Here is a 13557-nt window from a genome sequence, read left to right on the forward strand (position 1 = left end):
CTAGTTACTAACTTTTACTTAAGATAATCTAAACTATGTACTAATTCATAAGTCTATATATTTTTATATCTAAACCAGATTCCGTTGGTAGTCCTTCTGCAATTAATATATCATCATTTAAAAAAGCTAAAGACTTACTATTTGTAATAACTTTTGGATAAGATCTAAATAAAGTATGTTTCAATTTATTATTTACATGACCGTTATTCTCAATATAAATGCTGCATTGTTCGCCTCTATAATCTTTCCCTTCAAGCATATATCTAGCTGATAAGGTATGTCGATCACCAAACCTTCCAATAATTTGCGTATCAACTCCACCATCAAGAATTTCTCCTGTAAAATATTCACCTGAAACATGACCTTTAAAAGAAATCATGATTACTGAATCGCCGTCATTATTAGTTAGTTTGATCGTATTGTTAATTTGAACATGTACTGTGAAGATTTCTTCAAACTCCATGCTTCTAAGCCTCCTATTAGCTAAATAAATTCCCAATAAATATAATGAAGAACAAAAATGCCGTTAAGCCTACTGTAAGAATAATCGTAGATACACTTCTAACTAAACCTTTCCAATCTTGAATACCACCTAAGCCTACAACTGCCAAAACAAAATTAATTAATGTAATATACAGGATGAGATATATCAGATCTATACCAAAAATTGAATAATTAATAGCACTTGAAAAAGTAGTTGGCAAAAATAATACTATACAAATAATAGACGTAATAAATGACCAAAAGTTAATTTTCCTCATTCAAGAACATCCTTTTCCCCTCTTAAACTAGTAGATTCAATATCATAAGATAAATTGTTTTAGATGTTTTCCACCTAATAAGAACTGCTATTTATATACCTTTTGAGCTTCATATTGAAATCCTTGAAATTGATAATTTTGTTTTTTGTACATTTCCCTCGGAGTGTCTTCACCATCAGCTATTAAAATGACAATTTTTTCAGGAAATGCTTCCATTACATATTGTTGTAATTTTCTACCGATTCCTTTGTTTTGGAACTTCTCATCAACAGTTAGGTTGTCTATTTCTGCGGTTTCTTCAGAAACTATGACAACAACATACCCAGCTGGATTTCCTTTGTAAAACGCCAAGATCTGAAGAATATCTTGATTTTTAAACTGACGTTTTATGAGTTCATGTTTTTGATCGGCAAACTCACTGCCATACTCCAAATTATGTTGATACTGAAGATTACAAAATATTTCTATATTTTCATCTGTCACAAAAGCAACTTCTATATCTGGGTTGTTTGCTGAAGTAGGAAATTGCTGTGGCTTAATAGCATATAATTCCATAAAACCTATTTCATATCCATTATCATTAAAGAAAGATATAAGTTCAGATGTAGGTTTTTCATTATCAGGAAAAGTAAACTTTACATGATTCTGGCCCCGTTTCAAATGATATTCCCTTAAGTATTCTTCAGCATCTAAAAATTCAGATAAAGAAGGTAGATGTTTAAATTCAATAAAGTTACTACTATAACTTGTCAGCATCTCAGTATAATGAAAGTGTTTATATTGGTCATTTTCAGCCACTACTTTTCCAAGGTTATAAATATTATCAAATGTTATATTTTTCATTATTATTTCTCCTCTATTAATCATATACTTTCTCTTTTAATGGTGAACATCTTTTTAAGAATAGGTATTTTAAAGGTTAAATATGTTATGTAAGACCAGACCATTTTTGTATAATAATGTAATTATATGATAACTTTCTACTTATTACTTTAAATTCTCTCATAAAATCATCATAACAGTACCTTATCGATTTTGCAGACAATTCATCACAGTGTCTCCAAAAGATCTAACATCAGATAGATAATCATACCCTTCAGGTGAACCAAAACTATTAAACTTGCGAACTGCGACTAAATTTTCATCAGGAATGACCAACAAAGTAACACCCGTATATCCTAGTATCTGATATGATCCTTTAGGAACTGATGCACCTATTTCTGTTTTCTTAGCAGGTAAATCTTTTACAAACCATAAGAAAGCATTTTGGGGTAAATCTTGATCTTTTAGTGCAGGACTTTGAAGTGTTGTAGCCACCTTTAAAATTTCTTTTGGAACAATTTGTTTTCCATTTATATCTTTCCTTGGTTGAGGTGAAAGTACCCCCAATAAGCTAATTCACGTGTAGACACATACATATTCGCCTTGTCACCTTCTGTGCTTTCACTTGGTTGCCAATTCTCATCTCCAGCTTCAGGCAAAATTACATCAACAAGATTATCGTCTTTATGTGCATACCAATTTGATTCACTAAAACCTAAAGGACTAAATACATGCTCATGAATAATCTCAGATACTGATTTATTGGTTGTCTTCTTCACAATTTTAGTTAAAGCATCTATACCAACTTGTCGATATGTCCAGCTTTGACCAGCAGGATGCTCACGATATACAATTCCTTGCTCCAAATATAAACCATGTGTATGAGTCAATAAATGTCTAATCGTTGTTTTCTTCCAAATAATTTCATCAAGTTCTGGCAAATAGTTCAATACAAGATCATCTATGTCTCCTATGTAATTGTGGTATAGAGCATAAGCAACAGCAAAACCAATATAGCTTTTTCTTACTGATGCTACGTGAAATTGAGTTTCTTTGTTTACAATACTAGCGCCACTATCATTGGATTGTTTTCCTATATATTCTTCTAGTACAACACTGTCATTATGAATAATAAACACCGATGCTCCAGAACAATGTACTTGATGAAAAGTGTTACGAACATGATTTAATACTGAAGAAAATTCATTATTATGTTGATATGTAAGTTGCATAATATCGTACCTCTTCCCGTTAATCGTATTTAGATATGAAGATATAAAAATAATAATTGTAAAAAATAATAAAATCTCTACTTTGAATCCATACATCAAGGCAAAATTCCTTTAATGCAAAAAATATTAATAAATTTCCAATCTATGTTAATAATATAAATAATTGAAATTTGGAGGGGAAACTATGAGGGATATAAAACTATCCACTTCAGAAATCGCTCATCTTTGGGGGACCTACATAAACGATAGTATGGCAAACTGTGTTCTCCAATATTATTTAAAGAATGTAGATAGTCAAGATATAAAAGGTCTTTTACAATTTGCTTTAGAGATCTCTCAAAACCATCTACTTTTTTTAACAGATCTATTTGAAAAAAATAAGTTCCCAATTCCTGTTGGTTTTCATAAACAGGATGTTAATAAAGATGCTTCAAGATTGTTTTCAGATGAATTTTATCTTTATTATCTTAAAAATATGGCCTTTATAGGAGGAAATGGATACAGCTTGGCTCTAGGTAACTCTGCTCGTAAAGATATACGTAACTTCTTTATCAAAGCCATTCAAAGTTCTTCCCAACTATATGACAAAACGGCTGACGTTTTGTTAGAAAAAGGGCTTTACGTGAGACCAGCACAAATCAATATTCCAAACAAAGTAGATTTTATTACTAAAAATAGTTTTCTTACGGGCTGGTTTGGAGAAAGAAGACCTTTAACGTCTGTTGAGATAATGAACTTATCCTTTAACATAGAGCGTAACGCTTTAGGACGTTCTTTATTAACTGGGTTTCAACAGGTTGCTCAAGACAAGGATGTAAAAGAATTTTTATCAAAAGGAATTAAAATAGCTTCCAAACATGTTGAAATATTTGGGTCTATATTAAGCGAATCTAGTTTACCAGCACCAATGGCTTGGAATACACATGCTACTGAATCCACAGATTATACATTCTCTGATAAGTTAATCATGTTCCATTCTGCTGCCTTGACTGCTGCAAGCACAAGTCATTATGGAACGAGTATTGGTACAAGTCCTAGACGTGACATAGGTTTACATTATTCAAGATTAATTATGGAAATCCTAAAGTACGGTGAAGATGGTACCAATATCATGATTAAAAACGGATGGCTAGAACAGCCACCTACAGCAACAGATCGTGATGCATTAAAGAATAAAAACTTAAATAATTAAGTAAACTTGTAAAATTATTAAGTAGTGATTTTCACTACTTTTTTGTCTACTTTCTTTCTATTTGTAACAATATTTTAGTGTTTGCTTATAACTATTATCTCCTTCTAGCCTTAAGTACCTTATAAACCTTACAAAAAGTAATCTAAACTAAAAATGCCTTTTCTGCACAAGTACTTGTCTAAGTTAAGCGAATAAAACTAATTATTGAAAAAGTATATGTCCACCATGATACTCATAGTTATTACAGCAAGTGAAGTTAAACAATCTTGGTTAAAATTACTAATGTAATACCCGTCTTGACTTAGCAAATTTTCTGTAAGCGTGTTATTAACCAAAGAACGTTTCTTTAAAGTAGATATTTTTTCATTAGATTTGCTGTAAACAACAGAAAAATCACTTGCTCCATATCCTCCATTTGCTTTCATTAACTCCTCACCATTTGGAGAAATGACAGTCATTTTTGGTGTTTCACTTTGACAGTAGGTTTTATTGTGGCTACGTGTTTTTCCTCCTTTGACAACAGTTTAACATCCTTATAAAATCCTTTTTCTTTGATTATAGTACCTATCAAATTGCCTTTTTGATCCAAAATATTAAGCTTTATACCTGCCACATTATAAAGTGTAATTAACTTTAACAGCTGATTACCCATATCTTTTGTCGATTCAATAGATTCTTCGATCGTTCCAATAATTTTGTTATTAAAAGTTAAAGAATACATTCTCCCCTGACTTTTAAATAGTGTCTCTTTTTTTAGAAATATTTCATTATATTGCTCGAACATATATTAGAGCCTCCATCATAATACTTACAAGACAAAATGAGGATCTAAAGCTCCATTTAACGTGTTCTTCTATTATTAGAAGAATCTACAGAACTCCTAAAATATATTTTATCTCGTCAACTCGATTAACAATATGTGTAGGATTAGAGTCATTTAGTTCTTTTAACGAACCATATCCATAAGTTACTCCGATTGAGTCAATACCAGCATTGTTTGCACCAATAATATCGTGTTTTCTGTCACCAATCATGACAAAATCATCTAAACTATTTTCATTGTACTTTTGGATGATGTATTGAATAATTTCAGTTTTTGAAGATCTTGTTCCATCTAAATTACTTCCCACAACAAAGTCAAAATACTTGTCAATATCAAAATAATTTAGGATTTGTTCAGAAAATACAGTAGGCTTTGAAGTTGCAACAACTAAAGTATATTGCTGTTTTCTTAATGAATCTAAAAGTAAAGGAATAGCCGAATATAGTTTATTCTCAAACATCCCTTTATTCTTGAACCTTTCTCTATAAAAATCAATTGCTCTCTGTGTATTTACTTCATCGAATCCGTAGAATTCAGCAAATGAAACATGAAGTGGTGGCCCAATAAAACATTCTAATTTATCAAGATTCAATTCATTAATGTTCATTTTCTGTAACGCATATTGAACAGATTTAGTTATACCTGTTTTGGGATCTGAAATCGTTCCATCTAAATCAAATAAAATTACTTTATATTTGCTCATATTAAGCTTCCTTTCATTAGCTAGTAACTCCCTCATTTTACCATGCGGATTTCATGATCATTTAAGATTTTCATTAAAACTAACCACTTTTTTAGTGATTCTTAAATTGAAATTAGCGCATTTCCAAGTTTCTAGAAATGCGCTCTACTGCTGAAGCTACTTTTAAATTAATTCCTTGTTTTTCTTATAAGAACGATTTAAAGAAATGTAGTTAGTGAAAAACCACACGATACCGATACTTACTAATAAACCAATAATCTCCATCCACCCTATTAGATTACTTGGTATATCAACAATAATTAAATATAAAACAATATAGATAACAACAAAGCCACAAGTTTTAATACATATATTTTTTATTTCTCTCTTATAAGAACGTTCTGATGTAATATCTGTGTATTCAATCCCAGATATAATATACCTTGCTGTAGTATAAAAAAGAAAAATAGCAACAGATACCAAAAGTGCAAGTTCAGAACTTATATTAAAAAACTTAGTGCAAATTAACATGATAATTTGAGAAATGAAAAGAATTAAAGCTCCTTCTGCAAAGAAATACAACACTCTTTTTTCTTTATATTCGTCATTAGGTATTAAAAACGATATCCAAGATTTCATCATTATTCAACCTCCCAAAATAACTCATCTAACGTTTTGTTTAGTTCTTTTGCTATGGCAACACAAAGTTGAAGGCTAGGGTTATATTCGCCTTTCTCAATTAGCCCAATCGTATGTCGAGTAACTCCCACTCTTTGAGCTAACTGTTGTTGAGGCATCGACAATTTTACCCGTGTTATTTTCACGTTATTCTTCATTTATTCACCTACAGTTTGTAATATATATCTAACGTATGTAAGATATATATTACGTTTCATATAAAAAAAGTCAATTAACAAATCAACTATTTTATTTTAATAAGAATTAGCTATTCTTATAATTGAAATATCGCACTCTTTCTATTTTCGTACAATCATTCAAATAGCATCTAACGCTGTCATAGCGGTAAATTCATCTTCGATTACCCTTAATACTCTGTACAAACAAAATTTAATTAGGCTTACTTTCTCTTCCCCATTTCGTTAAAAAGTAAGCTGTAACAAATAGTAAGAGTGCTAAGATAACATTACTAAGTATTGCATTAATTCCGTAATGATATTGAAATTCGTCTAAAACCCCTGAGTATAAACCTGCCAGTATGGCTATTAAAAGTAATCTTCCTATTCCCAATTGAATATCTCCATTCTTTACCTTAAATTTAAAAGCATGATATTATACTTTTTACTCAAATGACTTTGCCGTTTCTATTAGTTCTTCTTTTGTTAATTCATTATCAGATTGTTGTACGTAAAATGTTAGTCTGTAATGAATATCATTTTCTGACCAATTTAAAATCATTTCTTCTTCATCGTTTACTTCATAACTTCCATTTAAATCTCCTATTTTAACATCTTCATATTCTATATTTGACTCAACTTTTCCACCATTAACAGCCATTAAACTTAAGTGGTTTCCTTTACCATTTTCATCTCCTGAACCAAAGAAATCAAATGAAAGAATATTACTTGGTTGTTGTTCCTGAGGTGGAGTTGTGAAAGCTGCTTCTTCAACCTCAAAAGGAAGCTTAGTAGGAAGTTTTGGCTGAAATGCTTGGTCATTTAATTCTTCCTTTAATTTAGTATTATCAAATTCCGTTAAACTTGTGCCTCCACTGCAACCTATTACAAGTAATAATATAGGCAACAACATAAATCCTATTTTTTTCATAAAAAAACTCCCTTTTATTTTCCATTTTCTTCTTAATACTAATGTTGAATCTAAAACCCATTTGATAATCAGATTATTAACACTTGATCAGAATTGTATTAAATATCATAAATAAATGAAAAAATTAAGTTCAATATTGTTCATAATAACTATGAACTTTCGTTGTTAAAGTTTGTTTGTGATGCAATTTGTTAAGTACCTTTTCTGTGTTCCATTTGCTTTCATTCCTTAAAACGTCTTAATTAATTCTATATCAGCGTATTGGTTCTCACCGTGTTCTTTATCTCCAAAAAACCCATTAATCGTATTAAGGCCCAGTTTAGTCCAAAACCTAACTGCTGGCCAATTTTTCATTGCAACATTAGCTCGAACTTCATTATACTTTTCCAGTTGCAATATCCTTAACAATTCGGTAACTAACTCATGCCCCAGTCCTTCATTCTGATATTCTTTATCAATATATAAATAGTTTATGTAAAATATTTCAGGTTGGGGAAATCCATGATATGTTATAAGTAAGCCCGTCATAATTTCGTTACTTTTCAATCTTATAACCTGGATTTTAAATCGATCTTTTGTTCCATTAGGTGGTAAGTCACCAACAGTAAAACAACGATGAACAAACTCTTTATCTAGACTTCGTCCATCCCATTTATGTATAAAACTACCTTGTTCATATAACTGTTGAACAGGTTGAATTTCATCTTCAACTAAGTCTTTTATTGTGAGACGCTTTGTTTCCCAAGCACTTGGAATAGTCTCTTTTACCACATTAAATCAACTCCAACTTCTATTATACAATTATTCTTATTGAACAAGATGCCTTTTGTCTAAGAGCCTGAACTGCACTAAATAAGACACGTGTATTAGCTTTTTGCTTCAAATACCTTTATTAGTCGAACTACCCAATACAAAGCTACCCATGGCAAGATAAATTTTGTCGCCCATTCTATCAAACTAAAGATGATATAAAATTCATAACCTATAAAATGTAGAACATTAAGAAAAACTAATACAATAGCAGCAATAGTAAAGTAATATTTTATTTTTACAGCTAAATATGTTTTTTTGATATAAGCGATAAATAGTGCAATTAGCCATAAAAAGACAAAATGAATGATTATATTTTCCCAATTAATTTCATCTAACAATTTTACGCCCCAAAAATTTTCATGATTTAATGGTAACATTATTGCTTACTTTATGGAATATTTTTCTACTTTATCTAAAAAAGAGGAAAAGCACTATCCATGTTTTTAATGAATAGTGCTTTCAAATGAAATTTTCATACAAATATAACACTGATATACTACTTATACTTTAAGTTTCTCCATAGTATTCTGCTAAGTATATGAATCCATATTTCCTAACTAGGAAGTTTCTTAACTCACCTTGTGTAGCTTTCTCAATCGGTGGTTTTGTTAAGGTGTATGCTTTGGCATTTAACTCAGCAAATTTAATGTGATTCATTTCGTTATGGTATTTATCATCAACAATCTTAGTAGTCAAAGCTGATTTAGGATATCCCATAAATAACACTTGTGTTCGTAATGCCATACTTGGCGTTGAATGGAGAATTATAAATATTGCAGCTACAGTAACTAAGAAGATTACTTCTTTTTTTGCTATTAATTTTCTCATGAAATTGAAGACCCCACTATTCAACTAAATTCCCAAGCTAACATACATTCACTTTATAAAAGTTAAAATAACATGACTATTATTAATTTGCGATAAAGGGTGCTTTTTTTACATACTGCAAATTATCAATTTGGTTAATGATAAATGTTGCGATATCATGATTCGTTATTTTCGTACCTGGCATATCTGTAAGATTCTCTTTAATAAACCCGTTTCCGGGACCTTCAGCTATAAATGGAAGTCTAATTAGAGTCCATTTTATGTAATGATTGCGATTAAGAATTTCCCATTCTTCTTTCTTATCTTTCATCAAATTAGAATAGAGCCTTTCAAATATCTTTGCACCTAATCGATTATGAAAGCTCTTTTTATCTCCCTTAATAGTTAAAGATCCACCAGAAACAGTAATATATCGATCAATTTTAACATCAGTCATGACCTCAAGTATATTTCCTGTTACTTTGCTATAAATAGGGGTCTCTTTGATTGGCTGTCCAAAAGTATTTATAACTACATGGCAGCCTTTTAGTAGTTTTTGTATATCCTCTATATTTTGGACATTTCCTTTTACAATCTCCATTCTTTCATCATTAAATGATGAATTTTCAGGATTCCTAACTAACATACGGACTTGAAAGCCTTTCTCTAACGCCCTAGTTGCAATATGACGACCTACCTTTCCTGTCCCACCAATTATTGCTACCTTAAAGGAATGAGCCATAATAGCCTCCCATAAAACATAATGTTATGTTATACGTTCAAATTCCTTTTTAGTTCCATGAATCTAAATATATTACTATTAATATGTAAACCTTCATTCAATGGTTTAATAGAACACAACTACTTTCAAAGAACTCAGTAATATTTTTAAAGACTGTCTGGTAATTGGTATTTATACATTAGCACTCCATTTGTACTTGCCTCTAAAGTGTCAATTGTTTTCCTATTAGGCTCAGTATAAATTGTTGGGTAATCTTTCTCATCGAATTGTTCCTGTATATTAAACGCTAAGATTTCTTCATTAGTCGAAAATTCGGCTCTTACACCTGTCTTGTTTCCTCGAGCATCTAAACGAATCCATTTATTTAAATCCCTAATATAGACTCCATTTAATGCATGAAGTGAATAACCCTTATTTGGTGTATCAAAGATCATTAGTCGTTGATAGCAAAAGCCAGTCGGAATACCTTGTGATCTTAATAAAGCAGCTAACAAATTGCATTTAGCATAGCAAATACCTTCTTTGTATTGCAGAACCTCTGATGCTTTACAGGTAACTATTGTACCTTGAATATCCCAAGAGTGAGATATATTGTCACGAACAAATTTATATGCTGTCTCAACCTTTTCTATTTCTTTTTGTCTGTCATTGAACAAATCAGTAATTGTTTCCTCAATTAAAGGGTGAGAAAAATTGACTACATTAGATTCTTTCAAATAATCGTTTAAATTAGATGATTCAATTATTAGTTCCATAAGAGGCACCCCTTTCCTCAAAAAAAGGCCTTAATTTAAATAATCAGCTTTCTATTTTTGAATTAAATCTCTTTTTTCATTGAAACAACTTTGATACTTGCACCATTTGGCTTATGAACAATTTCTTCATCGTATAATGTATAACCTACTGAACTATATAGCTGTATGTTCCTTTGAAGATTCATACGAACTTTACACAAAATTGTAGTTACATCTACCTGTTTTGCATATTCCTCTAAGTGTTGTAAAATATTTTTTGCAATACCTTTACCTTGTTTTTCTGGAATAACTGATAATCGGTAAAAATATAAACCTTCATGATTCAATTGAAATCGAATCATACCTACAGGAATATTATCTTCAAGAGCGATTAGTGCCTTTTCTCCATTTTCTAATGATTGTGAAATAGATTGAACAGTTTCTTCTAAAGCGCTTGATGGGGTATCTTCATTTTTGTATTCTAAAAATGCTTTCATCATTAAATTGTAAATCACCGATGCATGTGATGATGTCGCAGAAATTATTATATTTTTCAACCACCTTTCAATCGTATATTAATACATTATAAATTATGTTTATACAAAATTAAATAACTATTCTCTTAAATAACTAACCATTTCAGCAAAAGAATTATACGAAAAATCCACTTATAAAAGAATAAAGAAAAGCACCAACAAATAAAACTGTAGGAATTGCACTAATAATTAACCCATATTTGGCAAGCCTGTTATGAAATGAAATAACAGCACCTATAAACCAAATGACGATTAATAAAAGAAGTTCAGGATCAACAAAATAGCTATCAGTATAGTTTTCTCCTATTGCTCCTGCAGCTAAAAAAATAGTTATAGGAATTGTAACAATGCCTGTTAAAACAAGATGTAGAATTCTATATATTTTAAAGCTCAATGTAACCCCTCCTCAATCTTATTTTACCACAATATCCCAAAAAGAGATTCGATTAGATCCTTTATTTTATTTACCTAATCAACATCTTTCTTAGATAATTTTCAGGTTTATGAAATGATAAAAAGCACTATCCTTGTTGAGTGATAGTGCTTGATTGTTTTAAATATAATTACAGTTTTGCTCGATACAGACCTATCAGATTTACTAACTGTATCGAGTAATTATTTATAAGGTCCTCACCTTAGTCTATTGTTCCCAATCACTTTCTTTTTACAGAATAACGATTAAACCATGAACTTTGTGAACCACGCTATATATCTTGCTCCCCATAAAAACAACAATTGAGCAAGTAATGTTCCTAACAACCTCGAAGTGACCATCATAATAGACATACTTTTTAGCTTATTGTAACTTCCCCTTTTATTTACAACATCATCTGCTATAACAGAAATTTTCGGATCAATAAAGACCACCAAAAGTATTGTGGCTATGCCATTTATTAAGCCTGATGCCATAATGGCCGTTGATGCTCTATCAGGTGCTAATAATGAAGCATATAGTGCTGATAAAACTCCGATTGTATAGATTGCGGTTATAAGCATATTTATACAAAACAAACTAACTGGAATATCCTTAGCCTTTGTATCACGCAAATATGAAAACTTAGGTAAACTAAAATGTGTTATGCTACGCTTTATGTATTGAAAAGAGAATAACCTTTTCATTAAAAAGGGAACAGAGCCTTTTTCCTCAGATAAATGAATAATTGCCCGAGAAAATAGAGCGATAAAGGTAGGAAACAAAATGGTACCAAAAACTGTTCCGATTGTTGATGCACCAATAAGAATTCGATATTGTGTTTCTACAAACTCCAAGGCATTTTCTGATGGAGCAGTATCAATTAAACTACCAGTAAAAGGCTGCTGCATCATATTTGCTAGCCTTGACACAATAACCATTATATTAAATAAAGATAAAGCAGACGCAATCATTTTCACTCTCGCACCTGATAGCCTCACCGCATAGGCAAGTGTTTCGATCGAATGAATGATAAAAATAAATAATCCTATAAATAATAATTTTTCAGTTAAAAACTCCACTAGGTATCCTTCTTTTCCTCGTGTATTTATTACCCTTATTTTACCATAATTTCTCTTCTTGTTCTTAAATCTAATTAATTGAGCTGTATTACATGATATCTAGTAATTATCTATTATAAAGAAATTTTATAATAAATGATCTCCGGATCTCCTTCATCTAAATTTTCAATTTTGCCACTTTGAATAAACCCATTTTTTATAAATACTTTTTGCATTTTAACATTCGATTGATTAGTAGAAGAAAATACTTTCTTTGTTGGTGAATGGGATACCATATACTCAATCATTGAGCTAGCATATCCCTTCAGTCTTTTATTTGGCAAAACTATGATTAACGAAATAAAAGAACATCCAAAGAAGCTAGTGTCATATAATAAAAATCCAACTATTTGTTCCTCTTCTTTTACAACTATACATGTTTCTGCTTCGATAGCGTCTTTAATATAATCTCGTCTTCTATCATCTCCAATAACCGCTCTGTCTATATTTACTAACTTTTCTAAATCGTCTATTTGAGCTTTAGTTACATTCTTCAAAGGTATGCTCCCTATTCATTATTGAATTTAAGTGATCTCTTGTTATGAAATCTTGTAATTTAAACTTATTCACTAGAAAATCTTGTTAAATAACCAGGAGAACTAACATTTCTGATAAAAAGGATCGCATCATAATGCTCTTGGGGATAAATGACCTTAGGAGATAATGTGACTTTTGAACCCTCAAACTTAGTTAATCGTAAAAATTTCCGGCATCATTTTAAAACTTCACACCAAAATGTGAAGTTTTTTAAAGAAACATCAATATTAAAATTGTGTAGGCTTTTTATAATTGTTAATGATTTTATTAACTCTCTAAAAATTTCCTCTGATGATTGATCTTTGCTTCTATGAATTTCTTCTCTTGCAAATAATATCAAATGCTTTTTTTCTACTCTATGTATTTTTCTGATATTAGTATGTAGAGTTAAATATATAAGAAAGTTTTTAATTGTAGTTAAATCTTGTTTTTTATCTAGTCGTTCTAATGAATCTAATAGCAGTATGTATTGTTTATATAATGATTTATAGCGTAAAGAATCTTTCGTAATAATATAAAGGTCATTATGGTGGAGAGCCATGTCAATCTCCTTTCTTA

General features: G+C 30.5%; 23 protein-coding genes. 1 reads left to right on the forward strand and 22 read right to left on the reverse strand.

Annotated features, from left to right (window positions below):
- Nucleotides 1–40 precede the first annotated feature (40 nt).
- The 5 genes from FS935_RS01455 to FS935_RS01470 all read right to left on the reverse strand — a co-directional run bounded on the left by FS935_RS01455 (nucleotide 41) and on the right by FS935_RS01470 (nucleotide 2815).
- On the reverse strand, nucleotides 41–463 hold the full coding sequence (locus FS935_RS01455; RefSeq protein WP_146945746.1) for a DUF3237 family protein: 423 nt from the start codon (nucleotides 461–463) through the stop codon (nucleotides 41–43).
- A gap of 16 nt (nucleotides 464–479) precedes the next feature.
- Nucleotides 480–761 (reverse strand): hypothetical protein, encoded by a 282-nt coding sequence (locus FS935_RS01460; protein ID WP_146945747.1) that lies wholly within the window; start codon nucleotides 759–761, stop codon nucleotides 480–482.
- 87 nt (nucleotides 762–848) lie between these two features.
- Nucleotides 849–1604, reverse strand: coding sequence for a GNAT family N-acetyltransferase (locus tag FS935_RS01465; RefSeq protein WP_146945748.1), 756 nt, complete (start codon nucleotides 1602–1604; stop codon nucleotides 849–851).
- Between the two features lie 183 nt (nucleotides 1605–1787).
- A complete protein-coding gene (locus tag FS935_RS23810; protein WP_240050781.1) occupies nucleotides 1788–2150 on the reverse strand; it encodes a hypothetical protein in 363 nt (120 codons plus the stop codon).
- Entirely contained in the window at nucleotides 2114–2815 is a 702-nt protein-coding gene (locus tag FS935_RS01470; protein ID WP_240050782.1) for a serine hydrolase domain-containing protein, read from the reverse strand. Before FS935_RS01470 ends, FS935_RS23810 begins: the two co-directional genes overlap by 37 nt.
- 184 nt (nucleotides 2816–2999) lie before the next feature.
- On the opposite strand from FS935_RS01470, the gene FS935_RS01475 reads away from it, so the two are divergent.
- Nucleotides 3000–4007: a DUF3231 family protein gene (locus tag FS935_RS01475; protein WP_146945749.1), complete on the forward strand. Its 1008-nt coding sequence runs from the start codon at nucleotides 3000–3002 to the stop codon at nucleotides 4005–4007.
- Between the two features lie 197 nt (nucleotides 4008–4204).
- On the opposite strand, the gene FS935_RS01480 is transcribed toward FS935_RS01475, so the two are convergent.
- The 17 genes from FS935_RS01480 to FS935_RS01560 form a co-directional block, all read right to left on the reverse strand.
- On the reverse strand, nucleotides 4205–4432 hold the full coding sequence (locus FS935_RS01480; RefSeq protein WP_146945750.1) for a hypothetical protein: 228 nt from the start codon (nucleotides 4430–4432) through the stop codon (nucleotides 4205–4207).
- Between the two features lie 29 nt (nucleotides 4433–4461).
- Nucleotides 4462–4791, reverse strand: coding sequence for a hypothetical protein (locus FS935_RS01485; RefSeq protein WP_146945751.1), 330 nt, complete (start codon nucleotides 4789–4791; stop codon nucleotides 4462–4464).
- An 85-nt stretch (nucleotides 4792–4876) separates the two neighbouring features.
- Nucleotides 4877–5533, reverse strand: coding sequence for an HAD family hydrolase (locus FS935_RS01490; RefSeq protein ID WP_146945752.1), 657 nt, complete (start codon nucleotides 5531–5533; stop codon nucleotides 4877–4879).
- A gap of 162 nt (nucleotides 5534–5695) precedes the next feature.
- Entirely contained in the window at nucleotides 5696–6154 is a 459-nt protein-coding gene (locus FS935_RS01495; RefSeq protein WP_146945753.1) for a DUF3278 domain-containing protein, read from the reverse strand.
- Nucleotides 6154–6348, reverse strand: coding sequence for a helix-turn-helix transcriptional regulator (locus tag FS935_RS01500; protein ID WP_146945754.1), 195 nt, complete (start codon nucleotides 6346–6348; stop codon nucleotides 6154–6156). The genes FS935_RS01495 and FS935_RS01500 overlap by 1 nt, the downstream gene beginning before the upstream one ends.
- A gap of 232 nt (nucleotides 6349–6580) precedes the next feature.
- On the reverse strand, nucleotides 6581–6760 hold the full coding sequence (locus tag FS935_RS01505) for a hypothetical protein (protein WP_146945755.1): 180 nt from the start codon (nucleotides 6758–6760) through the stop codon (nucleotides 6581–6583).
- 51 nt (nucleotides 6761–6811) lie between these two features.
- Nucleotides 6812–7297: a DUF4367 domain-containing protein gene (locus tag FS935_RS01510; protein WP_146945756.1), complete on the reverse strand. Its 486-nt coding sequence runs from the start codon at nucleotides 7295–7297 to the stop codon at nucleotides 6812–6814.
- A 228-nt stretch (nucleotides 7298–7525) separates the two neighbouring features.
- Entirely contained in the window at nucleotides 7526–8068 is a 543-nt protein-coding gene (locus FS935_RS01515; RefSeq protein ID WP_146945757.1) for a GNAT family N-acetyltransferase, read from the reverse strand.
- A gap of 95 nt (nucleotides 8069–8163) precedes the next feature.
- The gene (locus FS935_RS01520; protein ID WP_158638498.1) at nucleotides 8164–8448 is read right to left on the reverse strand and encodes a hypothetical protein; all 285 of its coding nucleotides are present in this window, start codon (nucleotides 8446–8448) and stop codon (nucleotides 8164–8166) included.
- A 169-nt stretch (nucleotides 8449–8617) separates the two neighbouring features.
- Nucleotides 8618–8938, reverse strand: coding sequence for a YjcN family protein (locus FS935_RS01525; RefSeq protein WP_146945759.1), 321 nt, complete (start codon nucleotides 8936–8938; stop codon nucleotides 8618–8620).
- Between the two features lie 82 nt (nucleotides 8939–9020).
- Nucleotides 9021–9659, reverse strand: a complete 639-nt coding sequence (locus tag FS935_RS01530) for an NAD(P)-dependent oxidoreductase (RefSeq protein WP_146945760.1) — start codon at nucleotides 9657–9659, stop codon at nucleotides 9021–9023.
- 146 nt (nucleotides 9660–9805) lie between these two features.
- The gene (locus FS935_RS01535) at nucleotides 9806–10414 is read right to left on the reverse strand and encodes a transglutaminase-like domain-containing protein (RefSeq protein ID WP_146945761.1); all 609 of its coding nucleotides are present in this window, start codon (nucleotides 10412–10414) and stop codon (nucleotides 9806–9808) included.
- A gap of 62 nt (nucleotides 10415–10476) precedes the next feature.
- Nucleotides 10477–10893 (reverse strand): GNAT family N-acetyltransferase, encoded by a 417-nt coding sequence (locus FS935_RS01540; protein ID WP_146945762.1) that lies wholly within the window; start codon nucleotides 10891–10893, stop codon nucleotides 10477–10479.
- Nucleotides 10894–11044: 151 nt separating this feature from the next.
- A complete protein-coding gene (locus FS935_RS01545) occupies nucleotides 11045–11323 on the reverse strand; it encodes a hypothetical protein (protein WP_146945763.1) in 279 nt (92 codons plus the stop codon).
- A gap of 284 nt (nucleotides 11324–11607) precedes the next feature.
- Nucleotides 11608–12423 carry a lipid II flippase Amj family protein gene (locus tag FS935_RS01550; RefSeq protein ID WP_146945764.1) on the reverse strand — a complete coding sequence of 272 codons (816 nt, stop codon included), beginning with the start codon at nucleotides 12421–12423 and terminating at the stop codon, nucleotides 11608–11610.
- 113 nt (nucleotides 12424–12536) lie between these two features.
- Nucleotides 12537–12959: a GNAT family N-acetyltransferase gene (locus tag FS935_RS01555; protein WP_146945765.1), complete on the reverse strand. Its 423-nt coding sequence runs from the start codon at nucleotides 12957–12959 to the stop codon at nucleotides 12537–12539.
- 215 nt (nucleotides 12960–13174) lie between these two features.
- Nucleotides 13175–13540 carry a hypothetical protein gene (locus tag FS935_RS01560; RefSeq protein WP_146945766.1) on the reverse strand — a complete coding sequence of 122 codons (366 nt, stop codon included), beginning with the start codon at nucleotides 13538–13540 and terminating at the stop codon, nucleotides 13175–13177.
- Nucleotides 13541–13557 lie beyond the last annotated feature (17 nt).

This window comes from Metabacillus litoralis (assembly GCF_007994985.1).
Classification (GTDB): domain Bacteria; phylum Bacillota; class Bacilli; order Bacillales; family Bacillaceae; genus Metabacillus; species Metabacillus litoralis.